Origin of the sequence: Arcicella lustrica (assembly GCF_034930985.1) — a bacterium.
In the GTDB taxonomy this organism is placed as follows: domain Bacteria; phylum Bacteroidota; class Bacteroidia; order Cytophagales; family Spirosomataceae; genus Arcicella; species Arcicella lustrica.
The window spans coordinates 123,477-150,067 of sequence record NZ_JAYGIM010000015.1 but is presented as its reverse complement, the minus strand read 5'-3'; the positions used below and the strand labels follow the sequence as shown (position 1 = coordinate 150,067).

At 33.7% G+C, this 26,591-nt stretch carries 19 protein-coding genes and 1 pseudogene; 13 read left to right on the top strand and 7 right to left on the bottom strand.

What is annotated here, in order from left to right; translation table 11 throughout:
- Positions 1-14: 14 nt before the first annotated feature.
- From VB798_RS19240 to VB798_RS19230, 3 genes and pseudogenes are all read right to left on the bottom strand, one after another.
- Positions 15-299: pseudogene (locus VB798_RS19240) on the bottom strand (peroxiredoxin family protein); the annotation flags it as partial.
- A 12-nt stretch (positions 300-311) separates the two neighbouring features.
- Positions 312-1,067 carry a DUF4369 domain-containing protein gene (locus VB798_RS19235; RefSeq protein WP_323261326.1) on the bottom strand — a complete coding sequence of 252 codons (756 nt, stop codon included), beginning with the start codon at positions 1,065-1,067 and terminating at the stop codon, positions 312-314.
- A 221-nt stretch (positions 1,068-1,288) separates the two neighbouring features.
- Positions 1,289-1,744 (bottom strand): SRPBCC family protein, encoded by a 456-nt coding sequence (locus VB798_RS19230; protein WP_323261323.1) that lies wholly within the window; start codon positions 1,742-1,744, stop codon positions 1,289-1,291.
- Between the two features lie 584 nt (positions 1,745-2,328).
- Between VB798_RS19230 and VB798_RS19225 the strand changes: the two genes are divergently transcribed.
- Entirely contained in the window at positions 2,329-3,108 is a 780-nt protein-coding gene (locus VB798_RS19225) for an alpha/beta fold hydrolase (protein WP_323261321.1), read from the top strand.
- Between the two features lie 104 nt (positions 3,109-3,212).
- The gene (locus tag VB798_RS19220) at positions 3,213-4,079 is read left to right on the top strand and encodes a bestrophin family protein (RefSeq protein WP_323261320.1); all 867 of its coding nucleotides are present in this window, start codon (positions 3,213-3,215) and stop codon (positions 4,077-4,079) included.
- 113 nt (positions 4,080-4,192) lie between these two features.
- Here the strand turns inward: VB798_RS19220 and VB798_RS19215 are convergent, their stop codons facing one another.
- Positions 4,193-5,068, bottom strand: a complete 876-nt coding sequence (locus VB798_RS19215) for a 1-aminocyclopropane-1-carboxylate deaminase/D-cysteine desulfhydrase (protein ID WP_323261318.1) — start codon at positions 5,066-5,068, stop codon at positions 4,193-4,195.
- 39 nt (positions 5,069-5,107) lie between these two features.
- Between VB798_RS19215 and VB798_RS19210 the strand changes: the two genes are divergently transcribed.
- The 3 genes from VB798_RS19210 (at position 5,108) to VB798_RS19200 (ending at position 10,669) form a co-directional block, all read left to right on the top strand.
- The gene (locus VB798_RS19210) at positions 5,108-6,127 is read left to right on the top strand and encodes an RluA family pseudouridine synthase (RefSeq protein ID WP_323261316.1); all 1,020 of its coding nucleotides are present in this window, start codon (positions 5,108-5,110) and stop codon (positions 6,125-6,127) included.
- 24 nt (positions 6,128-6,151) lie between these two features.
- Positions 6,152-6,601 (top strand): GNAT family N-acetyltransferase, encoded by a 450-nt coding sequence (locus VB798_RS19205; RefSeq protein WP_323261315.1) that lies wholly within the window; start codon positions 6,152-6,154, stop codon positions 6,599-6,601.
- Positions 6,602-6,895: 294 nt separating this feature from the next.
- Complete coding sequence (locus VB798_RS19200; RefSeq protein ID WP_323261313.1) at positions 6,896-10,669, top strand: hydantoinase B/oxoprolinase family protein; 3,774 nt, start codon at positions 6,896-6,898, stop codon at positions 10,667-10,669.
- Positions 10,670-10,771: 102 nt separating this feature from the next.
- On the opposite strand, the gene VB798_RS19195 is transcribed toward VB798_RS19200, so the two are convergent.
- On the bottom strand, positions 10,772-11,788 hold the full coding sequence (locus VB798_RS19195) for a GntR family transcriptional regulator (RefSeq protein ID WP_323261312.1): 1,017 nt from the start codon (positions 11,786-11,788) through the stop codon (positions 10,772-10,774).
- A 1,216-nt stretch (positions 11,789-13,004) separates the two neighbouring features.
- On the opposite strand from VB798_RS19195, the gene VB798_RS19190 reads away from it, so the two are divergent.
- The 7 genes from VB798_RS19190 (at position 13,005) to can (ending at position 23,371) form a co-directional block, all read left to right on the top strand.
- Complete coding sequence (locus tag VB798_RS19190) at positions 13,005-15,506, top strand: YbcC family protein (protein ID WP_323261311.1); 2,502 nt, start codon at positions 13,005-13,007, stop codon at positions 15,504-15,506.
- Positions 15,507-15,515: 9 nt separating this feature from the next.
- On the top strand, positions 15,516-17,384 hold the full coding sequence (locus VB798_RS19185; RefSeq protein WP_323261309.1) for a proton-conducting transporter transmembrane domain-containing protein: 1,869 nt from the start codon (positions 15,516-15,518) through the stop codon (positions 17,382-17,384).
- Between the two features lie 77 nt (positions 17,385-17,461).
- The gene (locus VB798_RS19180) at positions 17,462-19,048 is read left to right on the top strand and encodes a SulP family inorganic anion transporter (protein WP_323261307.1); all 1,587 of its coding nucleotides are present in this window, start codon (positions 17,462-17,464) and stop codon (positions 19,046-19,048) included.
- 90 nt (positions 19,049-19,138) lie between these two features.
- Positions 19,139-20,449 carry a hypothetical protein gene (locus VB798_RS19175; protein ID WP_323261305.1) on the top strand — a complete coding sequence of 437 codons (1,311 nt, stop codon included), beginning with the start codon at positions 19,139-19,141 and terminating at the stop codon, positions 20,447-20,449.
- A gap of 154 nt (positions 20,450-20,603) precedes the next feature.
- Positions 20,604-20,975: a hypothetical protein gene (locus VB798_RS19170; RefSeq protein ID WP_323261303.1), complete on the top strand. Its 372-nt coding sequence runs from the start codon at positions 20,604-20,606 to the stop codon at positions 20,973-20,975.
- A gap of 123 nt (positions 20,976-21,098) precedes the next feature.
- The gene (locus tag VB798_RS19165) at positions 21,099-22,691 is read left to right on the top strand and encodes a SulP family inorganic anion transporter (RefSeq protein ID WP_323261301.1); all 1,593 of its coding nucleotides are present in this window, start codon (positions 21,099-21,101) and stop codon (positions 22,689-22,691) included.
- Between the two features lie 14 nt (positions 22,692-22,705).
- Complete coding sequence (can, locus tag VB798_RS19160) at positions 22,706-23,371, top strand: carbonate dehydratase (protein WP_323261299.1); 666 nt, start codon at positions 22,706-22,708, stop codon at positions 23,369-23,371.
- Positions 23,372-23,472: 101 nt separating this feature from the next.
- Here can and VB798_RS19155 read toward each other — a convergent pair whose 3' ends face one another.
- Positions 23,473-24,123: an ABC transporter ATP-binding protein gene (locus tag VB798_RS19155; RefSeq protein WP_323261297.1), complete on the bottom strand. Its 651-nt coding sequence runs from the start codon at positions 24,121-24,123 to the stop codon at positions 23,473-23,475.
- A gap of 201 nt (positions 24,124-24,324) precedes the next feature.
- Here VB798_RS19155 and sucC point away from each other — a divergent pair, with 201 nt between their 5' ends.
- Positions 24,325-25,521: an ADP-forming succinate--CoA ligase subunit beta gene (gene sucC / locus VB798_RS19150; RefSeq protein WP_323261295.1), complete on the top strand. Its 1,197-nt coding sequence runs from the start codon at positions 24,325-24,327 to the stop codon at positions 25,519-25,521.
- A gap of 85 nt (positions 25,522-25,606) precedes the next feature.
- On the opposite strand, the gene VB798_RS19145 is transcribed toward sucC, so the two are convergent.
- Positions 25,607-26,464 (bottom strand): M48 family metallopeptidase, encoded by an 858-nt coding sequence (locus tag VB798_RS19145; protein WP_323261293.1) that lies wholly within the window; start codon positions 26,462-26,464, stop codon positions 25,607-25,609.
- Between the last annotated feature and the right edge of the window lie 127 nt (positions 26,465-26,591).

The following is a 26,591-nucleotide window of genomic DNA, read 5'->3' as shown; positions in this document are numbered from 1 at the left end:
TAAAACCAACCTAATTATTTTCTTAGATTAACCAAGATACTTTGGTAATCATTCTCCAGAATCCTCATTTTATCATCTACTAAAACCATAAATGGAACACTGGTTATTTTAAAAGTTTGAGCTGTTTTACTATCAAATCCTCCTTGTAAATCTGCAAGATTTGTCCACCAGTTAATATTATCAGTTTTGATAGCTTTTAACCATTTTTGTTGATCATCATCCAAAGAAATACCAATAATTTTAACTGATTTGTCTTCAAAAAGTCTTTGATTTTTAACCATGTCTTTATGTTTTTCTCTACAAGGACCACACTACGAAGCCCAAAAACTAATAATGGTTTTACCTTTTATTAGCGAACTAAGCATGACAGAATCACCTGTTTGGTTGGGGATTTTAAGGTCTGGGATTCGATTACCAATTGTGTTCTTTCTGTACTTAGCAAGTTTCTCCTTAAAGTATTTACCACTGTCAGACAGTTTTACTTCTTCCGAAAGCCTTTCAAATAAATCTTCTAGGCTAGATAAATCACATTCTCCAAAACTAATTTCGTTTGAAAGATTTTGCAAAGATAAATATGAACCTTTATGCTCATTTACATATTTTTCAAGGGATTGATATACCATCTTTTTTCTTTGAGCATCAGAGAAATTTTTACTTTGCATGGCATTTCTAGGGGCAATTTGAGTGGTAAAGTCTATTGATTCTTGGCTTCCACTAACTTTTTTAGTATGTAAATACAAAGAGCCTGCTTCTCGCTTTTTTACTTCAAAATCAACTTGAATAGTATCATTGACCAGCCAAACTCCAAACTCTTGGCGTATATTATTGGTTGAAATAAGGGCTAAAGTTGGATGTTCTAACCCACCTTCAAAAACAAATTTCTGATTAATAACTTTTGCTTTTTCAGAGGAAATTGTATGTTCCCAAAATATTGAAATATTAACTTCTTTAATAGTATCCGAATTTAATATTGTACCCTCCAAACGGAAAGGTTTCATTGTCGGTTTTTGTGCGAGAGCAGTAATAGAAGCAGAGACTAAAATGAAGAATAGGATTAGTTTTTTCATGAATGTAAAAGAATTTGGAGTTGGTAGATTTATTGATAACACTCATCTAATTCATCTCATAAAATAATCATTGAATGAATTAGAAGCAATACTGGATGTGTAACGAAGAGACTTTTTATTTGTTTTGAGTGAGAACGATAATATATAGTCTTAAATGAAAGATTTTAAAACAGCTCTATTATTTATGTCTCATGAACAATTCACAGGTTTTATTTATCAAATCACATATTCAATAATTCCTTTTCCAGTTTATCAAAGTTTTCTTCGTTTTTGTCAACGACAAAAGGTTTTAGTTTACTACATTCTTCAGCGGTATTGAAAAGCATTTTAAAAACAAGGTTGGTCTTGTTTTCGGGTACTTCTTCAAATGTTGCTACTACTTGAAAAATTGGTTTTGAAAAGCGTTGCCAAGCAATAAGTGATGGATATTCTATTTTGATAAACTCACATTCATTAGCATAATTTCCTTTGTCTGGTCCGTGCATGATAAAACTCCATTTTCCTCCTACACGAAAATCAAATTCATTAAAAGTATTGGTAAAGCCTGCTGGTCCCCACCAAACTTTTAAATGGTTTGGTTCAGCCCAAGCACGATAAACTAATGCTCTTGGTGCATTAAAAATTCTTGAACTTACAATCTCGCAATCGGGAGTTGTTTCGATAATTTCTGTTGCCATTTTTGGTAATCGTGTTCGTTTAGGATGAATTTGCTTTTGATTATTTTAAATTGCAAGCTTATTTTTCTAGTTTAAATTGTTTAATATCATTTTACTAGGGCTGGACTTAAGTCCAGCCCTAGTAAAATAGGATTGTAAAAGCTTTCTTAAAATTTACAATTCTAAGTTAGTTGTTTGTAAGGAAACAAACAACGGCTATAGTTTTTTGCCTAAATCTAGATTCAAATAAATCAATGATAGTTTTCGGCTGCTTTTGAATGTCTATTTATCAATCGTTTGTTGTCTGTCTTTACTATGTTCTTTATTTAAGGGGTTGATTAGTAGTTGTTTGAATTATTTTGAAATTTATGCCTTTGCTTAAATGTGATAAATAGTAGGGAAATGGCGAATAATTTGAATATCTTTTTTCTTGATGTCAGGGGCTTATTTTGTAGTGCAAAAAAGCTATTTTTTGTGCTTTTGGGGATAGTTTTTTTGAATGAAAAATAAAGTTTTTCTATTAAATATTTCATCTCGGTATATTTGTAGAAACGATGCTTTTTTGTTTGTAAAATCCTTTAATTAATTTCATTTTCCTCAAACCCATGTACAAAAAAATCTGTAGTTTTCTACTTTGTTCGGTAGTGCTTTTCAATTGTGTAAAACCTTCTATTGCTCAATCCTCTTCATTAGTTTTTACGAGCTATAAAGTTCTTGAAGATAGCCTTATGCTTTTTGATAAAACTAGGAATAGACAAATTCCTGTTGCTTTGTATTTTCCGCATAGTATTAAAAAACTAAAGAATCAGCCATTGATAATTGTTAGTCATGGGTATTGGCAAAACAAAGGTGGCTCAAATAAAGCTTATACTTTTATTACAAAATACTTGGCTTCCTATGGATATTTTGTAGCCAGTATTCAGCACGAATTACCCAACGATGATTTAATACCAACAACTGGAATTCCACAAATAGTGAGGCGTCCATTTTGGGAAAGAGGGAGTGATAATATTCTCTTTGTGTTGAATGAATTGAAAAAAACTCAGCCTCATTTAGATTTTAAGCATGTAATACTTATTGGGCATTCAAATGGGGGAGATATGTCTATTTTGTTTGCCCATAAACATCCTGAATTGGTAGATAAAGTAATTTCATTGGATAGTAGAAGAATGCCTTTTCCTAGAACTGCCCAACCAAAATTATACTCTTTGCGTTCGAGCGACCAAGTAGCGGATGAAGGTGTTTTGCCAAGCCTTGAAGAACAAAAGAAATACGGAATTACTATCATAAAACTGAATAATACTATCCATAATGATATGGACGACAATGCTAATGAGGTTCAGCGAAAAGAAATCAATGAGTATATTATGCGTTTTTTAAAATGATTAGATTGAACTTATTTCTACAAGGCTTCTACTTGAAAATAGAAGCCTTGTAGTATATTTGCTAAGGTCATCATTCCTAAATCTAACAAATCCATCAAACTAAAATGATTAATTATAACCCTAAAGAATGGTTTACGTTTATTTTCAGAGTTCATAAAAGCGATACTGTTCGTCAGCTGATGCCGATGATAGTAAGTTTGTCTATTTATGTGGCTTTGGTAGCATTTTTAGAAATAGAAGTGTTTAATTTAGGTGATAATAGTCATCTCAAAAACATTACTATTCTGCATGGAATGTTGGGTTTTGTGATTTCATTACTCTTGGTTTTTAGAACCAATACTGCTTATGAACGTTGGTGGGAAGGTAGAAAGCTATGGGGAAGTTTAACCAATACTTCCAGAAACTTAGCGATGAAAATCAATGCGGTGTTGCCTAAAGACGATGTGGTCAACAGAACTTTTTTTAGAGAGCATATTGTAGAATATGCTTTTGCCTTGAAAAGACACCTCAGGGGACATCAACGAGACAGCGAAGTATTTCAGTCTAATGTTATTATCGACCATGAATTACATAAGCCTAATCATATTGCGGCTTTGATGTACACACGTTTAAACGATTTGTACAATCAAAAAATCATTAGTGGTACACAATTACTTTTCTTGAATGAAGAGTTTCGTGCGTTTACTGATATTTGTGGTGCTTGCGAACGCATCAAGAATACGCCGATTCCGTTCTCTTATTCTGTTTTTATTAAGAAGTTTATTTTCTTTTATGTGATGTCGCTTCCGTTCGGTTATGTCTTTAGTTTGGGTTATATCGCTGTGCCAATTGTAGTTTTTGTGTTTTATGTATTGGCAAGTTTAGAAATCATTGCAGAAGAAATTGAAAATCCTTTTGGGGTAGATGACAATGATTTACCATTGACAATGATGTCGAAGAATATCCAGAAACATGTTGCAGAGATTTTGTAGGAGGGGGTGGGTTTTATTTTTTAGCTTTCGGATTTCGGCAATCGGATTTCAGCCTTGTTTTTCATTAATAAAGAGAGTTGATGGCTGAAGTCCGAAAGCTGAAAGCCCACCACTTATTTCAACTCCTCACATCGTCCTTGTAAACCACCAGTATGAACAGCAACGATGATTGAATTTTCTTGGAAATATCCTTTTTGAATTAAATCATAAATTCCAAACATCATTTTACCTGTATAAACTTGTTCAAGCTGAATGTTGGGATTTCTTTCTTCAAAACCTTTGATAAATTGAATCAATTCGGGAGTAGTTTTAGCATAACCGTCGAAATGATATTGTTCGTTGAGTTCAAACTCTTTTTCAAAAGGTAAAATCTTTTCAATTTGTCCTTTCAATAAACCTTTTCCCTTTAGTGAAGCAAAGCCAATAGCTTTTGTTTTTCCTCTAACGCCACTCACTATACCTGCTAAAGTTCCACCAGTACCAACGGCAGAACAAACAAAGTCGGGGTCGATTACTTCATAAATTTCATCAACCATTTCGTTTACGCCTTTTATTGCCAAATGGTTTGTGCCACCTTCTGGCAATACATAAAACTTTTCTCCGTATTGTCTGGTTAATCTATTCCTGAAATTATAATCAAGACGAGTAACAAAAATCAATTCCATTCCGCAATTGTGGGCATATCGTAAAGTATCATTTGAATTAGGCGTTAGTTCATCTCCACGAATAATTCCTACTGTTTTAAACCCAAATTCTTTACCAGCCGCAGCAGTAGCATAAATGTGATTAGAATAAGCACCTCCGAAAGTTAATAGTTGGTCAAATCCTTTTTCTTTCGCTTCTATTAAATTAAATTTTAGTTTTCTCCATTTGTTACCTGTTACTGTTGGGTGGATTAAATCATCTCTTTTAATGTATAATTTTATGTTGTAGGATGCTAGCACAGCATCCTTTATTAACGTTAAAGGAGAATGAGGTAATTGAAACATGGCGGTATTTGATTAATTTTGATTTTTAATGCCAAATATATGCAAGAAATAGAAGACGAAGAAGAAGAATTGTATCAACACCACCGATTTGAGGTTGACAAAGGGCAAAGTATCTTAAGGGTAGATAAGTATCTCATGTCAAGAATGCAAAATGCTTCTAGGAATAAAATTCAAGATGCTATTGAAACGGGTGCAGTCAGAGTAAATGAGGCAATCGTTAAAGCAAACTATAAAGTAAAACCATTAGATGTTATTACGATTTTATTAGCAGAACCGCCTCGTAATACAGAGATTATCCCACAAAATATTCCTTTAGATATTGTTTATGAAGACGATGAATTGCTAGTTGTAAACAAACCTGCGGGTATGGTTGTACATCCTGCACATGGCAATTGGGAAGGTACTTTAGTGAATGCTTTGGTGTATCACTTCCAAAATTTACCGACACATCGCAATGGAGAAATTCGTCCGGGTTTAGTACATCGTATTGATAAAGATACTTCTGGTTTATTAGTAATTGCCAAAACTGAAACAGCGATGACACATTTGGCAAAGCAATTTTTCGATCATAGTATTGAACGTACTTATAATGCTTTAGTTTGGGGAGAACCCAAAGCTGATGAAGGAACTATCACTGGTCATGTAGGAAGAAGTTTGAAAGACCGTAAGATTATGACTGTCTTCCCAGATGGTTCAATGGGAAAAGATGCTACAACGCATTATAAAGTACTGAAGAAATTACGCTATGTTTCAGTCGTTCAATGTAATTTAGAAACTGGAAGAACGCATCAAATTAGAGTACATTTCAAACATATTGGTCATCCATTGTTCAACGATACTACTTATGGTGGCGATAGAATTTTGAGAGGAACAGTATTTTCTAAATACGAACAATTTGTAACGAATTGCTTTAAAATGTGTCCGAGACAAGCATTACATGCAAAGTCATTAGGATTTATTCATCCAAAAACAGGAGAGTTTTTACAATTTGATACAGAGTTACCCGAAGAAATGCAACAAGTAATCCAGAAATGGGATACTTATGTAAATAACGAATAAAATCATTAACCTAACCAATATCCAATGTCAGTTATTATCAGAAAAGGTATTCGTGAAGATGTACCCGTGATGTTTGAGTTAATCAAAGAATTAGCGCTTTACGAAAAAGCTCCAGAACAAGTAACCAATACGGTAGAACAAATGTATGTGGATGGTTTTGGGGATAATCCAATTTTTGGAAGTATTGTCGCAGAAGTAGCAGGTGAAGTAGTAGGATTAGCCTTGTATTATTACAGATATTCTACTTGGAAAGGAAAGCGTTTGTATTTGGAAGATTTAATCGTTTCTGAAAAAATGAGAGGAAAAGGTTTAGGTGAAAAATTATTAGAAGCAACCATTCAACAAGCCAAAGATGATGCTTGTACAGGAGTAATGTGGCAAGTATTAGATTGGAACGAACCAGCCATTAATTTCTACAAAAAATTCGGAACAAGAATGGATGGAGAATGGATTAATGTGCATTTGGATTTTTGAATAGAAGCAAGATGTGAGACACAAGAAGCAAGAAGCAGGACACAAGATTTGAGAAGCAAGAGACAAGACTCAAGAAGTAAGATTTCAGAAATAGGAATAAGCAAAAGATTAAAAAATAATATGTTGTTTCTTTTTTTTGATACTATTCATTAGACTTTGTCATGTGAAAACTTAACAAAAAAGTCTTACTTCTTGTCTCTTGCTTCTTATATCTCAAATCACAAATCTTGTGTCTTGCTTCTTGTGTCTAAAGTCTAAAATCTTGTCTCTTGCTTCTTTTATCTCTAAAAAACAATGCAAAAAAACTACTACATTTCAATAGACACTGGTGGCACATTCACCGATTGTGTTGCATCTGATAGTGATGGGAAACAATATCGCTATAAAATACTTTCTAACAGTTCACTTCGTGGCGAAATTGTATCACAAATCAATCCGCATACTTTTCAATTAAAAGCTTCTTGGTTTTTGAAAAGAGATATTTTAGAAGGATATACTTTTACTTTATTGAATCATGATTTTGAAGCGAAAGTTGTAAGTTTTGATGTAGCCAATAATACTCTAACATTAGACCATTCTTTACCAGTATCATTGCAAAATAAAGTATTAAGTTTTGCATTGACAGCCTTTGAAGAAGCTCCTGTTCTAGGAGCAAGACTAATTACCCAAACAGGATTAAAAGAACAATTTCCAGCGATTCAAATCCGAATAGGTTCTACCAAAGGAACAAATGCACTCTTAGAAATGAAGGGAGCGAAGACAGCCTTTTTCGTAACAGCAGGATTTAAAGATTTGTTAATAATTGGTAATCAGTCACGTCCAGATATTTTTGCCTTGAATATTGTTCGTCCAGAGCCACTTTATAGCGAAGGAATTGAAATAAAAGAACAAATTGATAAAGATGGCAATGTAATTGAAGCAATAGATATTTCAGCAATTGAAGAAGTAGCCAAAAGATTAAAAGAAGCAGGAATTTCAGCAATAGCCATCTGTTTAAAAAATGCTTATCGTAACAATATTCATGAAAAAATATTGAAAGAAATATTACTAAAATACTTTCAATACGTGAATATTTCTACAGAATTAAGTAGGCAAATCAAGTTTTTGAATCGAGCAGAAACAACTGTGGTGAATGCCTATCTTGCTCCAATTATTCATACTTACATCAATAATATCAGTTCACAAATTCCAGATAAACACTTTAAAGTAATGACAAGTGCAGGAAGTTTAGTGAATGCCCATCATTTTCATCCAAAAGATAGTTTACTTTCTGGTCCAGCAGGAGGCGTAGTGGGTGCAGCATATATTGCCGAAGCTTCAGGTTTTCAGAAAATTGTAACTTTCGATATGGGAGGAACAAGTACCGATGTTGCACGTTATGATGGAAATTTTGATTATCAATTCTCGCAAAAAATTGGAAGCGGACAAATTTTTAGTCCTTCATTAGCGATAGAAACTGTAGCAGCTGGCGGAGGTTCAATCTGTTCATTTGATGGATTTAAACTAAGCGTTGGTCCAGAAAGTGCAGGTTCTATGCCAGGTCCAGCTTGTTATGGTGCAGGTGGAGATTTAACCATTACGGATGTCAATTTATTATTAGGTCGCTTAGATATTCAACAATTTAGTATTCCTGTTTTTCCAGAAAAAGCAGAAGCCAAACTGCAAGAATTATTACAGAGCATTGCACAAAAAACAGGTAAAGAACCTGTAAAAGAAGAAATATTAGAAGGATTCAGAACCATCGCCAATGAAAAAATGGCAGATACAGTTCGCAAAATATCTATTGCAAAAGGTTATTCAATCCATGATTATGCACTTGTAGCTTTTGGTGGTGCAGGCGGTTTACATGCTTGTGGAATTGCTAATTTATTGAATATTAATACGATTCTTTTACCAAAAGATGCGGGATTACTTTCAGCTTTTGGCATTGATAAAGCACAAGTAGAACGCTTTTCAGAACGCTCAGTATTAGCGATTTTTGATAAACAATTAGATGCGAAACTAAAAGAATTGTTCACTCAAGCGGAAGATGAAGTTATCAATACTTTAGCAAACGATGGTGTAGCCAGTGAAAACATTTGTTTCAAAAGCCATACTTTATATCTTCGTTTCAAAGGACAAGATTCAACGATAGAAGTAACATGGCAAAGTTTTGAAGAAATGTTAACCACATTCAAAGAAAAATACAATGCCATTTTTGGACATTGGATAGAAAACAGAGCGATAGAATTAGAAAGTATCAGAGTAAATGCTTTTGAGTTTGCTGAAAAAGAAGTGACTCCTGAAACTGAAATAGCTATAGAATACTTTCCAAAAGCAAATCATTCTCTGAAGGCTTTTTTTAATAAACAATGGCAAAGTATTCCAGTTTATTTCAGAAATCAGTTGGAAAATGGCGCTGTCATCAATGGTTTTGGATTGTTACTAGATCCATTCAGCACAACTGTTATCGAACAAGGTTGGACTTTGAAAATTGATAATCAAGGAACAGCCATTATTCAAAAAGTAGCAGAGGAAATTATTGATAATGAAGTAGAAAATCAAGAAACTCAGTTAGAACTTTTCACCAATCGTTTTATGACGATTGCCGAGAATATGGGTTTATTACTTCAAAGAACAGCACTTTCTGTGAATGTAAAAGAGCGACTAGATTTTTCTTGCGCTTTGCTGGATGCAGAAGGAGAATTAATCGCCAATGCGCCACATATTCCAGTGCATTTGGGGAGTTTGGGCGTTTGTGTAAGAAGTGTTTTGAAGCATATTAATATAGGAAAAGGCGATGTTGTGGTAACGAATCATCCCAAATTTGGAGGTTCGCATTTACCTGATATTACTTTAATTTCTTCGGTATATTCCTTTGATGATGAATTGATTGGTTATGTCGTAAATCGGTGCCATCATTCAGAAGTTGGTGGAGTTCGTCCTGCTTCAATGCCACCCTATTCAAAGAATTTAGCAGAAGAAGGCGTTGTGATTTCACCCATGTATTTGGTGAAAAATGGTGAAATGCGCTGGGAGGATATTAAACATTTACTGCTATCAGCAGAGTATCCAACAAGAGCGATTGATGAGAATTTAGCAGATTTAAATGCTGCTTTGGCGGCAAATCGAAATGGAGAAGAAGCTTTACAAAGCTTGGTTCAAGAACATAGTTTGGCGAAAGTTCATTTTTATATGAAGCGTTTGAAGGCTTATTCTGAAAGTAGAATGAGAGAAAAACTTCAAGAATTTGGACAAGGAATATATCGTGCAGAAGAGTTTTTAGATAATGGTGAGCCTTTGAAAGTACAAGTAACAATCACAGAAAACCATTGTACGATTGATTTTACAGGAAGTACAAAAACAGATTCAGGGAATTTAAATGCCAATATTGCGATTGTCAATTCTGTCGTAATTTATGTGCTGAGATTGTTATTGAACGAAAAAATACCATTGAACGATGGCATTTTAAAAGCGGTGGAATTAATCATTCCAGAAAAGTCAATTTTGAATCCAGATTATCCTAAAAATCCAGCAGATTGTCCCGCCGTTGTAGGTGGAAATGTTGAATTAAGTCAAAGATTAACAGATACTTTACTGAAAGCTTTTGGTATTGTGGCTTCATCGCAAGGAACGATGAATAACTTTTTGTTTGGGAATAAAAACTTTGGTTATTACGAAACAATTTGCGGAGGAAGTGGAGCAGGAGATGGTTTTGATGGTACCTCTGGTGTACATACGCACATGACCAACACTAGAATTACCGATGCAGAAATCATGGAGTTGCGTTATCCAGTTTATTTAAATCGTTTTGAAATCCGTAATGATTCTGCTGGTACAGGGAAATTTAAAGGAGGAGAAGGAATTGTGCGTGAAGTAACTTTTTTAGAAGAAGTAGAAGTTTCATTACTTCGTCAGCATATTAGCACACAACCTTATGGTTTAAAAGGCGGAAGAGCTGGAAAATCTGGAAAGCATTTATTAGCTAGACCAGACGAAACATTTACGACAGATAATGAAATCTCCGCTCAAAAAGGAGATAAATTAACAATTTGGACGCCGGGTGGCGGAGGTTTTGGGAATGAATAAGTCAAAGAAAGAGTATTTCCTTACGATTACTGAAAGAAATAGTTGGGAAATACTCTTTAAAAGCAAAATCTATTCACTAATTACCAATTACTAATCACTCTTTCACAAAGATTTTCGCTTAATAAAGTAACTTTTATTAACAAATCTTCCTTTTTGCCGAGAAAGAATCATTTGAGCCGCTCTTTTGCCCATCAATGAAAAATCATTTGAAATTACAGAAACACCCTCTGCCAAGATTTCTTTAATTGGCGTATCATCGTAAGACATTAAACCAATGTCTGTACCTAATTTCCAACCTTTTTTATTCGACCAGTTGATAAATCTTACCAAATCATTTTCACGGAAAACTAAGTAAGCATGGTCTTTTTGAAGATGTTCTTCTTCTTCTAAATCTGAAATAATTTCGTAAGCAATATCATTTTCAAGACAGAAACGTTCAAAACCTTGAATGATGCCCACAGGAGTATATTGAAAGCTTTTACTACTTAAAACCAATGAGAAAGTCTGATACTTTTTAATTAAATCTTTGGCTTCAATTAGTCCAGTATAAGTATTTTTTTGAAAATCTTGACATAAAATAGCGTAATCAGTACCAAAAGTAGGTACGTCAATATCCAAAATTAAGAGCTTTTCTTTGGGTATTTTTTGAAGCACGTTTGTCACATCCTGATTAAAATGTGGCATCACGATATAAAAATTATAAGAACCAAGATGGTTATTAATTGTGTTTTCAAATACTTTTAGATTATGGTGATGAAAGAAGATGTTCAGTGTAACGTTTTCACCCAACTCAGCGACTAAACTGTCATACAAAATTTCTTTGTAAGGAGTTAAAGCATCAAAAAGCACAAAAATATTGAGCTGACTTCTGGTATCAGTATTAGAAACGTAAAACCCTTTGCCATGATGAGAAGTAATAATTCCTTTTTCACGGAGTTCATCATAAGCTTTTGCTACCGTCATTCTTGCCATTCCAAAGTTGTGTGAAACCTCATTAATGGAAGGTAATTGTTGTCCTCTTACTAACTCTCCTTCTTCAATAGCGTTGAGGATATATTCGATTAATTGTTGGAATTTAGGCTTACTTGAGCTGGCATCAATTTGAATGCTGTTTTTCATTGAATGTATTTCTATTTGAGGTAATTATAGCAAATTAACAATATTTTTAATGCTGTGTTAATAAAGTATTGTCTTTTTCCAATTTTGAGTCAAATTATAAGTAAAAAATTTTGAATCGCTGAATTTTTTTTTAAATTTGTAGTGAAATTTACTAGCATAGTATAGCATTGTTTTAGTTTGTGTGCATCCTTAAAACGTGCTTCAATATATAATGTTTCATCTCTTTTTTGAGATGCTACCTTTACAAGTTTTGTTTATAAAAATGGTTAATGGTGTACAGTGTCTGTCGGAGACATAAATTTGTCTCCGCAGGCAATTGTCTTCTAAACAAACTTGATGATTTTGCCTCCTATCTCTGAATATTTAATTATAGAACTACTTGTTTTCAAGTAGTTTTTTCTTTTTTGAAGGATTTTATATTGATTTTTAATTAAAAAATTAAACTTTATTGTGAATTTTTCATTCATTGTGAAATAATTCATATTCAATTGATGTTAATTCGAAGTGAAAGACATAAATTGTCATCATTATCAGTAATGCACTTTCTTGTCAACAAAGAATTCCGGCAATATGAAATTTTTGAAAATATTTTTTTTGTTGTTGCTAGTAAGCTTCAAATTCATTGCTTCGCCAATGAATCTTGGAAATGATGCGCAGAACCAACACATCAAAAGATATTTTTTTAAAACTTCAACTGATACCTCTCGAACTCAATTCTGTGATACAGAAATCAACGAAAGTGAAGAAAGTTCTGAAAATGGTAAAGATTTTGATTTAGCAAAAATCAACTTTACAATCAGTCAATTTTTTACTTTCAAAGCTTTAATATTAAAGCAAACTTACCTTTCTTCTTGGATTTTTAATTCTAAAATTCATTCTTGCTTTCAGCTTTTTGTTTTGTTCCTCAATTTCCGTATTTGACAATCGTTTGTGAAAAGTATCACTCTTGATGCTTTCATTGTTTACAACTTCAACGTAAACAGATTGTTTATTTCAGCGTAATTCTTTTGTAAAAGTTGGTTCAAATTATTGGTCTAATTCTGATAATGTGGCTAAAACTTGTATTGAACTTGATTGTATTGTTTGGTTTGTCAATTGATAAAAATCAAATTTTATATTCTAGTTTTTTGTTATGCTTGATTTTTACTTTCCAGTAAAATATAAGTATGCCTGCGCAATCAACTGTATAAGTCTTGATAAATCTTAAAGTATTTGTATGAAAACACACCATTCATCCTTTAATGAACATGAAATACTTCATGAATTGAAGCATTATTTGCCTGCGCAAGCTCCATTAAAAGACTTTGTTCATCATAATACACTTCATGCTTTTCAGCATCTCAAATTTTATAAAGCCATCAGAAAGGCTTCAAAAATATTTGGGTATAAAGTATTTCTGAGTTTAGATGAATACCGAACGCTTTATCACTCCAATAGAGTAAACATCGCTATTCTTGAAAAAGTGATTGTTGAAAGAATGGGAGAGGAGTACCTTTTAGACTGGAAAGAGAAAGTACTTCAAAAAGAGTATGATACGTTGATTTCTCCGAGAGTAGGTAATTTAAGAGCAAACTGGAAATTGATTCACCACATAGATATGGATTTGTTGGTTCATCCAATTTTATTCAGAATTCTTTGTAGTTTCTTAGATCAAGGGATTTCAATTTGGAGTTTTCCTAATATTCATAAAGGTTTTTTGGCTTCAATTAGAGAAATGGAGCGCAATACCTTTACCAGTTTTTTTAAAACAACAAGAGCGAGAAAACTATTGTTGGAAGGACATTGCAAAATTGAAGATTTGTTGAAAATACTTGTAGGTGATGCTTCACTTTACAAGCAATACCTTTATGACCAACAGTTTGCACATCAAGGTTGGTCGGGAATGGTTTCAGTCGTTGAAGATTTACCACAAACATTATTAGACCATAAGAAAATCTCTACGCATGATTTAATTGTTTTTGAATTGCTTTTGGAGATTGATGCACTTGACTTCAAATTTGGTGAAAACTGGGTAACACTTGGAAGTACAATTAAAGACAAAACAAAAGATATTTTTGCAGAAGTGCCTGAAACTGAATTGAATCAAGTACTTACAATTTGGCAAGATGCTTTTGAATGGACTTATTATGACCAAGTATTGGCAGGGATTGAACTTGGAAATGCGACGAAAAGAGAAGTTGAGGAGAAGAGTTTTCAAGCAATGTTTTGTATTGATGACCGTGAATGTTCGATTCGAAGGTACCTTGAAAAGTTTGATACTGGTTGTGAAACCTTTGGTACGCCCGGTTTTTTTGGTGTTGAGTTTTATTATCAACCAGAACATGCTAATTCATATACAAAGCAATGTCCAGCGCCAGTTAATCCTAAATTCTTGATTAAAGAGTTAGGTTCTAAAAAGAAAGAAGGGAAAGATGCACATTTTACTAAACATACACACTCTTTATTAAGTGGCTGGTTGTTTTCACAGACTCTGGGATTTTGGTCTATATTTCGTTTGTTCTTGAATATTTTCAGACCATCAATGAGCGCCGCTTCAGTTTCTTCATTCAAACACATGGATAAAGAATCTAGCTTAACGATAGAACATGATCATCATCACAGCCATCCAAGAAAAGATGAACTCCAGATTGGTTTTACCGTTGATGAAATGGCTCAACGTATGGAAGGACTGCTAAAAAGTATTGGTTTAGTGAAAGATTTTGCTCCTATCGTATATATAATAGGGCACGGGGCGAGCAGTGTAAACAATACTCATTATGCAGGTTATGACTGTGGAGCTTGTTGTGGAAGACCGGGTTCTGTGAATGCGAGAGTAGCAAGTTATATGTTGAATCATGTTGAAGTAAGAAAAATATTGGCTTCAAAAGGAATTGACATTCCTGAAACGACACAATTTGTGGGTGGCTTACATGATACTACTCGTGATGAGGTTTTGTTTTTTGACGAAAATATACTTTCTGAAAAAAATAAAATTGGTCATCAAAAAAATGAACCACTTTTTGTGAAAGCACTTGATTTCAATGCGAAAGAACGTTCAAGAAGATTTGAATCAATTGATACGAAATTGACGGCAGAAGAAATTCATGATAAAATTCGTACAAGGTCGGTTTCACTTTTTGAACCAAGACCAGAACTTAACCACGCTACTAATGCGATTTGTATTGTTGGAAGAAGAGAACTATCGAAAGATTTATTTTTAGATAGACGTGCCTTTATGAATTCCTACAACTACAAAGTTGATTTAGATGGCAAGTATCTTTTTAATATTTTGAAAGCCGCCGCACCAGTTTGTGGGGGAATTAATCTGGAATATTATTTCTCAAGAGTTGATAATCAAAAATTAGGTGCTGGTTCAAAATTACCACATAATGTAATGGGACTTTTTGGAGTTGCCAATGGTATTGATGGTGATTTAAGACCAGGTCTGCCAAGCCAAATGATTGAAGTTCATGACCCCATTCGTATGCTTTTTATTGTTGAACATTTTCCTGATGTGGTGTTGAATACAATTAAAACAGCTCCAGAAACTTATGAATGGTTCAATAATGAATGGGTGCATTTGGCTGTAGTGAATCCTGAAACCAGAGCGATTTTTAGATTTGAGAATGGTCATTTTGTGCCTTATCAGTCTGTTAATAAACAATTAGACGCTGTTTCTGATATTGAACCCTTGCTTGAATCTCACCAAGAAAATTTTCCAGTTTATTTAATTAAATAAGAATACAAGATGACTTCAATACTTCAAATTTTTATTCTTATACCTATAGTAGGCTTTATAATTAGTTTATTAATTCCTCAAAAAAAGGAAAGTGTTTTGTCATGGGCTGCCTTTTCAACAGTAGGAGTACACTTAATTAGCTTTGTTGTTTTTTTAGTTTACTGGCTTTTGCATGGGCATGAAACACTTAATTTAAAGGAAATTGTACTTTTTAAATCCAAAGATTATGAGTTTCTGATTGATTTTTGTTTTGATAAAATTACAGTTGTTTATCTGTTAGTTGGAGCATTTTTAACGTTTTTAGTAACGATTTACAGCCGTTATTATCTACATAGAGAAAAAGGCTATAAGCGTTTTTTTAATACGATTTTGTTTTTCTATGTAGGTTATAATGTGGCAATTCTAGCTGGAAACTTTGAAACACTTTTTATAGGTTGGGAAATTCTAGGAATTTCATCCTTCTTATTAATTGCCTTTTATCGTGATAGATATTTACCTGTGAAAAATGCCATTAAAGTATTTTCAGTATATCGAATTGGTGATATTGGCTTAATTCTTGCCATGTGGGCGAGCCACCATTTATGGCATGAAAATATTACTTTTTTGAAGTTGAGTAACTATGAATTGGTACATGAACATTTGCAAAGTCATAGTTTTACTGGCGTATTTATTTCGATTATGATTTTGGTTGCTGCAGCTGTTAAGTCTGCCCAATTACCATTTTCATCTTGGTTGCCAAGAGCAATGGAAGGCCCTACGCCTTCAAGTGCTATTTTTTATGGTTCGCTTTCGGTGCATTTGGGTGTTTTTCTTTTAGTAAGAACTTTTCCTTTTTGGGAACATCAAATTTCGGTAAGATTTCTCATTGCTTTACTTGGGCTTTCAACAAGTATCATTGCTTCTTTGATTGCAAGGGTACAATCGTCTGTAAAAAGTCAGATTGCTTATGCTTCGGTAGCACAAATTGGTTTGATTTTCATTGAAGTAGCGGCTGGTTTTGAAAACTTAGCATTATTTCACTTTGCAGGAAATGCTTTCTTGAGAACTTATCAATTACTGGTTTCGCCATCGGTAGTGAGTTATATGATTCGTGAACAGTTTTACAATTTCGTTCCACGTCAGCATACAATTGAAGATTCTTTCCCTAAAAAAGTAGAGTATTCAATTTATGTGATGAGTTTGAAAGAATGGAATTTAGATTTATTCATGGATTATATCGTTTGGAAACCTTTGAAAAATGTAGGTAGAAAATTAGACTTTCTGACGGTAAATAAGCTGTTATTACTTTTTATTCCTACCTATTTTATTGGATTGCTATTACTGTATAATCAGGAAAATCTTGCTGAACAATTGCATGAATATTTACCAGGTTTGTTTTCATTGATTGGATTTATCATGGTGTTAAAATCTTATTCAGAAAGGAAAAGTCCAAGGATGAGTTGGTTATTAATCATCATGAATCATTTCTGGATTGCCTTGGCAATTTCATTCAATGAACACTTCAAAGCAGAAGAAGTGATTTTTTACCTGAGTGGCATCGTAATCATGGGAACTTTGGGATATTTCACATTGAGGAAGCTTACCGCTATTGAAAAAGTACTTGATTTAAATCGTTTTCATGGACACGTTTATGAACATCCAAGATTTGCGATGATGTTTTTAGTTTCATGTTTAGGCTTAACGGGTTTTCCGATTACTTCAACGTTTATCGGCGAAGATTTAATCTTTAGTCACATTCATGAAGACCAAGTTTTCTTAGCATTTTTTATTTCGTCAAGTTTCATTATTGGAGGGATTTCTGTCGTAAGACTTTATGCCAGAATTTTTCTAGGACCACACATTAAAACATATCATGAAGTAGCTTATAAGTCTTCATAAAAAGAAATTATCAGCATTCAGTCTAAAATTTAAGCATTGAATCACGTCCCTAACATCTTTAAAAATATTATTTCGAAATGGAAAATAAAACAAAATTAACTGCTCCACTTGATGGCTTCGCAGGATTAAAAGAAAACTTTTCAACAGATGCTATTTCTGGTTTTATAGTTTTTTTGCTTGCACTTCCTTTGAGCTTGGGAATAGCCAAAGCTTCAGAATTTCCGCCAATTATGGGGTTAATTACCGCTATTATTGGTGGTATTGTGGTCAGTTTTTTGATGGGTTCAAGATTAACAATTAAAGGACCAGCGGCTGGTTTGATTGTAATTGTGGCTGGCGCTGTTAATGAATTTGGTGGAGGCGAAACGGGTTGGCATTTAGCACTTGGAGCAATGGTTGTGGCAGGTATTGTTCAAATATTTTTTGGCGTATTCAAGTTGGGGAAATTAGCCGATTTCTTCCCTTTATCAGCAATTCATGGAATGCTTGCTGCCATTGGTTTGATTATTATTGCAAAACAAATTCCAGTTTTGTTAGATGTAGCACCAGCGCTTACTAAAGGAAAAGGTCCAATTGCTTTGATTGGAGCAATTCCTACATTTATTGCAAATCTTGATCCTAAAGCCAGTTTAATAGGTATAGTTTGTTTAATCATTATGCTAGGCTGGCCTTTTATTAAGAATCCTATTATTAAAAAGATTCCTGCTCCTTTGGTTGTACTGATTGTAGCAATTCCTGCTGAATTGGCAATGGATTTTCAAACTACTGAACCAGCTTATGCGCTAGTTCACATTGGAAATTTGATGGAAAATATCAAAGTAAATGTAGATTTTTCAGGTTTTGCTCAGACGGGAATTTTTATAAAATACGTAGTAATGTTTGCTTTGGTAGGTACTTTAGAGTCATTATTAACGGTAAAAGCAATTGATATGTTAGATCCGTATCGTCGTAAATCGGATACAAATAAAGATTTAATAGCAGTAGGAGTAGGGAATACTTTAGCTGCAATTTTAGGTGGTTTACCAATGATTTCAGAAGTAGCTCGTAGTTCTTCTAATGTTAACAATGGTGCAAAAACTCGTTGGGCAAATTTCTTTCATGGCTTTTTTATCTTGGGTTTTGTTTTGTTGGCTTCACATTTAATTGAATTAATTCCGAACACAGCTTTAGCGGCGATGTTAATTACTGTTGGGATTAAATTAGCTCATCCAAAAGAATTTATTCATACATTCAAAATTGGTAAAGAACAATTATCCATTTTCTTGATTACCATTTTCTTTACTCTATACGAAGATTTATTGGTTGGTATTGCTGCTGGGATTGCCTTGAAAATCATCATTCACTTGGTGAATGGTTTGCCAATTAGTTCTCTTTTCAAAGCGCCAACATTGGTTTCTTTTGAAGGCGATGAATATTTGGTTGAAATTGATAAATCGGCTGTTTTTACAAATTACTTAGGTATCAAAAGTAAATTGGATGCTATTCCTTCTGGTTTTAATGTGACGATAGATTTAACAAATACAAAATTGGTTGACCACTCTGTGATGGAAAATCTTCATCATTTCGAGCATGATTATATAGAAAGAGGTGGCACCGTTAAAATTATAGGTCTTGACAATCACAAGCCTATTTCTGGACATAAATTGGCTGCTAGAAAAGTATAAATTTTAATTCACATAATAGTTATATTTAATACTGAGTGACATTTTGTCGCTCAGTATCTCAAAAAATATTTAATTAATTCTATGAAAAAAATGCTTTTTCTAGTAGTTGGGCTAATGTTATCTTATATCAGCTTTTCTCAAACTTATAAAGAAGGTAAATTATATTTAAATCAAGATGGTTCGCAGTTTTTAAAGATGACATTGTTGAATCAAGTTTGGCTTCGCTACAACGAAAACAATCCGGGTTCAACAACGAATGGTTTTGCAAAATCATCTACAACGGACATTGGTATTCGTCGTTTGAGATTACAATTATTTGGACAAATCACCGACCGTACTTATATCTATTTACAAGTTGGACAAAATAATTTTAATGCACTTTCAGATAGAAAACAAGGTTTTTTCATACATGATGCCGTTGGGGAGTATTCAGTTATTAAAAATAAACTTTCATTAGGTGGAGGTTTGTCGGGTTGGAGTGGTTTAGCACGTTTTGCAGCAGCTTCGGTTGGTGGGCAATTAGGAGTAGATGCACCTCTTTACCAACAAGCAACCAATGATGTAAATGATCAATTTTTACGGAAACTCAGTATTTATGCCAAAGGGAAATTGGGCAGTTTCGATTATAGAATAGCCTTAACTGACCCAATGGCGATTCAGAAATCTGCTGGCTTTAATGCGGCTACAGCTTTAACAAAAAATTCAAACTTTGCCACAACACCACCAAAATTTCAAACGCAGGGATATTTCCAGTACCAGTTTTGGGATAAAGAATCTAACATGAATCCTTACATGGTAGGGACTTATTTAGGAACTAAAAAATTCTTCAATATTGGTGCTGGGTTTATCTATCAACCTGATGCGATGTGGCATTTGGCAGATAATGGGAGAGATACCCTGAAAACATCAATGACCTTATTGGCAGTTGACGCTTTTTATGATGCACCCATTAACAAAGAAAAAGGAACAGCTTTAAGTGCTTATTTAGCTTATTCAGATTATGATTTTGGGAAAAATTATATTCGTCAAAGTGGTCCGCTGAATCCAGCAACAGGAAATTCGAACACCAGTGTGTTAAATGGTGCTGGAAACAATGCCCCATTATATGGAACTGGGCAAACGCTTTATGGACAAATAGGGTATAAAATGGCGAATAATATGTTGGGCAAAGCGGGTACTTTAATGCCCTATGTCAGTGTTCAATATTCAGATTATGAAAAATTAGCTGACCCAATGGTATTTTATGATGCAGGTATTAATTGGCTTTTCTCAGGGCATACTTCTAAGCTGACATTGGCTTATCAGAGTCGTCCAGTTTATACAAGTAATGCTTCTGGAGAATATAACGCAACAGATAGAAAAGGCGGTATTATTATTCAATATCAAGTCTTTTTTAATTAAAGATTACAATATTTTAGTTTGTATGTGGTTTAATGTTAGATTGGGTTATCGATTTCGATAACCCAATTTTGTTTTATTTTTAATCTTTTATGGTTATTAATATAAAACATAGAACTAAAATGTTTTAATTTTGTTCACCCAATTAAACCTCGCTATGAGTACCAGAAGTAAATTACATACAGCCTTTCAGATTTTTTGCTTGGTTTCGACCTTGCATTTTATCGCCTTGAGCGTAGGAGGTATTCATTATTTAAGCTTTTTTTTACCAAAAGAAAAAATTGTAAATATCCAAAACAAGGCTGAAACAGAAAAAAAATCAGATTCAAACGCTACCGATGATATTCCAGAATCTGAAGATATTGATGCTTACAAAGTAGTTTGTATTTTACATAATTATTCAGTTTTTGATAAAGACATTACCTTAAGCGAAAGCATTTATCATTCAGCCCTCACATTATTTTCTTCATATTCTTCCAGAATACTTCGTGGACATTTTGATGTAATTATTCAGCCTCCTCGTGTTTAAATCATTTTAAGCGTTAGTAATGTTGTGTCTATCAAATAATGTTTGATATATTCAATCTTATGCTAAATATTAAGGAATACTCCCTTTTCAAATTTGATTCAAAGCTACTACGTTAAATATATTATGTCGAAAATTAAATATTATCAAAAGTCATTACTAGAAACTGACTGGAAATCAGGAATTTCCGTTTTTTTAGTAGCGTTGCCTCTTTGTTTAGGAATTGCTCTTGCTTCAGGGGCACCACTTTTTGCAGGGTTACTTTCAGGAATTGTAGCTGGAATTGTAGTATCAATTTTATCAGGGTCAGAAATTTCGGTAAGTGGACCTGCGGCTGGCTTAACTGTAATTGTAGCTACTGCTATTAAAGATTTAGGCTCTTATCCAGGTTTTCTTGTAGCGGTTATTTTGGCTGGTTTACTGCAAATTGCTTTAGGTTATTTGAAAGCTGGGAAATTTAGTTCATACTTCCCAGAAAGCGTTATTAAGGGAATGTTGGTTGCTATAGGTTTGGTAATTATTCTTAAACAGATTCCTCATGCTTTAGGAGATGACCAAGACTATGAAGGAGAATTTGAATTTGAACAAGTTGCCGATCACCAAAATACCATTACAGAATTAATACGTTCTTTCATAGATTTTAATTATGGTGCTGTCATTATTTCGTTTTCGTGTTTAGCACTTTTGATTTTTTGGGATTATGCCGCAAAGAAAAACATTAACTTTTTTAAAGTATTCCCTTCTGCTTTAGCGGCGGTGCTTTTAGGCGTTTCAATCAATGAAATATATGCCATTGCGAAACCAGAGTACTTTTTAGGAAATTCGCCAATTCACATGGTGGCAATGCCTATTTTTAATAATTTCCAAGAATTTAAAAACGTACTAATTTTTCCTGATTTCTCATTTTTAAGTAATCCCCATATTTACACAATTGCAATAACATTGGCAATTGTGGCTAGTTTAGAGTCTCTTTTAAGCTTGGAAGCTGGTGATAGTATTGACCCGCAAAAACGTATTTCTTCTTCAGATAAAGAACTTGTTGCGCAAGGAGTAGGAAATACAATTGCAGGTTTATTAGGTGGTCTTCCAGTTACTTCAGTAGTTGTTAGAACTTCAGCAAACGTTTATGCTGGAGCAAAAACAAGAATGTCGTCAATGGTTCATGGAATATTATTATTGGCTTCGGTAGTTTTTATCCCGATGTTGATGAATAGAATTCCTTTATCTGCTTTGGCGGCAATTTTGTTAATGGTAGGTTATAAATTGGCTAATCCAGTTGTATTTAAAAAAGTTTATAAAGAAGGATACGACCAATATATCCCTTTTGCAGCCACTATCGCTATTATTATTTTCAAAGATTTACTTTTTGGTATATTTATTGGAACATTTATAGGGCTTTTATTTGTTGTATTTACCAATTTCCGTTCAGTAATTTCGGTGATTCGTGAAGGGAACAATGTATTAATCAAGTTTAATAAAGATGTTTCCTTTTTGAATAAACCAAGAATTAAAAATATTTTAATGAGTTTGAAGGAAGGCGACGAAGTATTAGTCGATGGAACAAGAGCCAATTTTATCGATCATGATATTTTTACCCTACTTTATACTTTTAAAAGAAGTTCAAAAAGTAAAGGTATTGAAATGATATTCAAGAAAGTAAACCGCAAAATTCAAGGAGATATTAATCATTATCAAGCAGAAACAGAATCGTCACATTAACAATTTATTAAGAGATGAAAGATTATAAACAATTATTATTAGCTAATAAAGCATGGGCAAAGGAGCGTTTAGAATTAGATGAAGATTATTTCAATATCCTTTCTAAAGACCAACAGCCAAAATTTTTATGGATTGGTTGTGCAGATAGTAGAGTACCCGCTGAAGAAATTACTCATGCACAACCTGGCGAAGTATTTGTACATAGAAATGTGGCAAATTTAGTGGTTCATACGGATATTAATCTACTTTCAGTACTTCAATATGCGGTAGAAGTACTCCATGTAAAACATGTTATTGTTTGCGGACATTACGGTTGTGGCGGTGTAAAGGCAGCTATGGGCTCTAGCGATTTAGGACTCATCAATAAATGGCTAAGAAATATTAAAGAAGTTTATGCAAAGCATGATGATGAACTGAAAAGTATTGCTGATGAGGATGCCAGATTTAAGCGTTTGGTAGAATTGAATGTAGAAGAACAAGTAAAGAACCTTGCTAAAACAACAATCATTCAACGTTCTTGGAAAAACTTCCAACTGCCACATATTCACGGTTGGGTTTTTGATATGAAAACAGGGTTGATTAATGAAGTAATGGAAATTGAGGCATGTTCAGCGATTGATCCTATTTTCAAATATGAATTTCATACAGATGAAGTAATTACTAATAGTTCAATTTATTAGGAATTCATAATTAGGGACGATTAATAATTTATTTTTAAGGATTATAAAAAAGCCTGTAATGAGAATACTCAATACAGGCTTTTCTATTTCTATAAATATCATTAACTCAATAATAATCCGTCTTGCATGACTAGCTTTCTGTCAGCCATATTGGCTAAATCTTCATTATGAGTAACGATTACAAATGTTTGATTAAACTGATCTCTTAAATTAAAAAAGAGTTCATGCAATTCTTGTGCATTCTTTGAATCTAAATTCCCAGAAGGTTCATCTGCAAAAATGATTGATGGAGAATTAATCAAAGCACGAGCCACAGCAGTTCTTTGCTGCTCGCCACCCGACATTTGTGAAGGTAAGTTATGAATTCTGTCTTTTAATCCGAGTAATACTAAAAGTTCTTCTGCTCTTTCTTCTATTTTTTTATTTTTACCGCCAATATAAGCAGGCATACAAACATTTTCTAAAGCTGTAAATTCTCCCAAAAGGTTATGAAATTGAAAAATAAAGCCTAATTTTTCATTTCTAAATTTAGCTAAAGAAGTATCCTTTAGATTGGTTATTTCTTGTCCTGCAATAAATACTTGTCCAGTATCAGGTTTATCAAGCGTTCCTGCAATGTGTAAAAGAGTACTTTTCCCGGCACCCGAAGCCCCAACGATAGAGGCTACCTCTCCTTGATGAATCTGTAAATCAATACCTTTCAAAACATTTAAGTTTCCATAGGTCTTTGTAATATTTTTGACTACTAACATTTTTCCTTTTTCAATAAATATTCACTAGAACAAAACAACGATAAAAAATGTGGAATTACTATATTTGCCTTGAATAATTACTTTGTTAGTCGGTCAAAAAAGTTGATAAACTATAAATATTTACCAAATAAAAGCGATTAATTAAATAGTTTGTCAGTAATTTAGCAAACGAATTAATTTCGACATAAAAAACTGTATCAAATGAACATTCACGAGTATCAAGGTAAAGACATTTTGAAAAGTTATGGTGTCCGCATTCAAGAGGGCATCGTAGTCGATACACCAGCATTGGCAGTAGAAGCTGCTAGAGAGTTGTCGGCAAAAACTGGTACACAGTGGCACGTAATTAAAGCCCAAATTCATGCCGGTGGGCGTGGAAAAGGTGGTGGAGTAAAACTTGCTAAAAATTTAGATGAAGTTCGCCAAAAATCAGAACAGATTTTGGGAATGCAATTGATTACTCACCAAACAGGTCCAGAAGGTAAAAAAGTTAATAAGGTCTTGATTGCAGAAGACGTTTATTATCCAGGTCCATCTGAGCCAAAAGAGTATTACATTTCTATTTTGTTAGATAGAGGTCGTGCTTGTAATGTTATCATGGCATCAACAGAAGGTGGTATGGACATTGAAGAAGTAGCAGAACATACTCCTGAAAAAATCATTAAAGAATGGATTGATCCAAGAGTAGGTTTACAAGCATTTCAAGCTCGTAAAATTGCTTTCGCTTTAGGTTTATCAGGCGATGCTTTCAAAGAAATGGTGAAATTCATCAATTCTCTTTATAAGGCTTATGTTGAAACAGATTCTTCGATGTTTGAAATCAACCCTGTGTTGAAAACTTCAGACAACAAAATCTTGGCAGTAGATGCTAAAGTTAACTTAGATGATAACGCATTGTACCGTCATTCAGATTTTATTCCATTACGTGATGTTACTGAAGAAGATCCATTAGAAGTTGAAGCATCTAAAAACGATTTGAACTACGTAAAATTAGATGGTAACGTTGGATGTATGGTGAATGGTGCTGGTTTAGCAATGGCTACGATGGACATCATCAAATTGTCTGGTGGTGAGCCTGCCAACTTCCTAGATGTAGGGGGAGGAGCTAATGCTAAAACGGTTGAAGCTGGTTTCCGTATCATCTTGAAAGATCCAAACGTTAAAGCAATCTTAATTAATATCTTTGGTGGTATTGTTCGTTGCGACCGTGTTGCTACTGGTGTTGTTGAAGCTTACAAAGCTATCGGTGATATTCCTGTACCAATTATCGTTCGTTTACAAGGAACAAATGCTGCTGAAGGAGCTAAAATCATTGATGAATCAGGCTTGAAAGTATTCTCAGCTGTTTTATTGAAAGATGCAGCAACTAAAGTTGAAGAAGTATTAGCAGCAATGTAATCAATACTTAACAATAAAAAAGGCGAAGAATTTAATATTCTTCGCCTTTTTTATTGGAATAGAAAACTTCAAACGATTATATTGTTTAGTTTTTCTTTACGCCTGTTGAAGTAGTTTTTGATGTTTTATAATATTGAGTCGCTTCTGGTAAAAGTCTTTTAATATCTGCAATTCTTTGTTCATCAGATGGGTGAGTTGATAAAAACAATGGTGGTTTCGACGAACCAGCAGATTGTGCAGCCATTCTTCCCCAGAAAGCAACAGCTTCTTCAGGATTGTAGCCAGCCATCGCCATAAAAATCAATCCTAGATGATCTGCTTCCGATTCTTGGTTACGTCCGAAAGCAAGCATACCTAATTGAGCACCCGCAGGAGCCGCAACGCTGAACACAGAATTCCATAAATTTTGGGTAGCACTTGGCTTACTTTGCATCGCTATTCCTAAACCAACTTGTCCGGCCGTCAATAAGCCTTGAGCAATCATTCCTTGGCTCATTCTTTCGCTACCATGTTTTGCAATTGCATGTGATACTTCATGACCCATTACTACAGCTAAACCCGTTTCGTTCTGAGTAATTGGCAAAATACCCGTATAAACAACCATTTTACCACCCGGCATACACCAAGCATTCACTTGACTGTTTTGTACTAATTCTGTTTGCCATTGATAAGCTTTCAAATAATCAGGAGCGTTATTTTGCTCAAAATATGTTTGTGCTGCTTTAGCAATTTTATCACCAACTCTTTTTACCATTGCAGCTTGTTGAGAACTAGCCGCTACAACTTTATTCGTATCTAGAAATTGCTTATAGCTAGTGAACGACATGGCATTCATCTCATCATCAGAAACTAATAATAACTGACTACGACCTGAAATAGGCACTTTTGTACAAGCCCAAATTGACGTTAGGAGAACTGCTCCATAAAAAACGATTTTTTTCATTTTTCTTAAAAGGATTAAGACACATTAAATTTTAATGGTAAAATTAATATTAAATAATCATACCAACACCTTAGTAATAATATAGCAATTTAGAATTTAGATGTAAAAATCTAAAAAAGGTTCTAAA